General features: G+C 64.9%; 1 protein-coding gene. It reads left to right on the top strand.

What is annotated here, in order from left to right; all coding sequences use genetic code 11:
• Positions 1-716: hypothetical protein (locus AU188_RS18905; protein WP_059165047.1), on the top strand; the 716-nt coding region annotated here is incomplete at both ends.

Genomic DNA, 716 nt, shown 5'->3' with positions numbered 1-716 from the left:
GTGGCGCCGGCTGCGGTGGTGCATGGTGGGGGTGATCCGGTGGTGGGTCTGCAGCAGGCGGTGGCCCAGACGCATGGGATCGCGTTTGCTCCGCAGCGCCAGACCGATCTTTGGTCGAACAACGACACGCTCAGCAACAACGACACCCGGTTCTTGAGCCCGGAGACCAACACCGTCAATCATGCCGGTGAGGATCAGCAGCAGGGCATCGGCAATGTCGGGTTGGAGTTCGGTGACATCACCTTCGGTGACAAGACCACCAACACCGCCACCGACGGCGGGGTGGTCAACACCGGTACCGCCGGGGACATCGATGCCACCAACGTCGAGGGTGACGGCAATGTGGTCGGCGATGACAACGAGAACGTCAACACCGGTGACATCGAGGATTCCAACGTCAACATCGGCGAGGACAACGAGATCGACGACAGCGGTGATCAGAGCGCTGGCGGAGACATCATCTCCGACAACGAGGGCCCGGTGATCAACGACGTCGACATGAGCGGCGGTTCCGGTGGCGGCGCGGTCGGTGGTGATGGCGGCGGCGGGCTGATCGGTGTCGGCAACGACGGCGGCAACGCCACCGGTGGGGCCGGTGGTGCCGGTGGCGGCATCGTGATCAACGACGCCGACTCGAGCACCACCAATGTCGATGGCAACCAGACCACCGTCGGAGACATCGACGGCGGGGTGTCCGGCGGCATCTCCGGAGGCTC

Origin of the sequence: Mycobacterium sp. IS-3022 (assembly GCF_001500065.1) — a bacterium.
GTDB lineage: Bacteria > Actinomycetota > Actinomycetes > Mycobacteriales > Mycobacteriaceae > Mycobacterium.
This window is presented reverse-complemented; position numbering and strand designations above follow the sequence as displayed.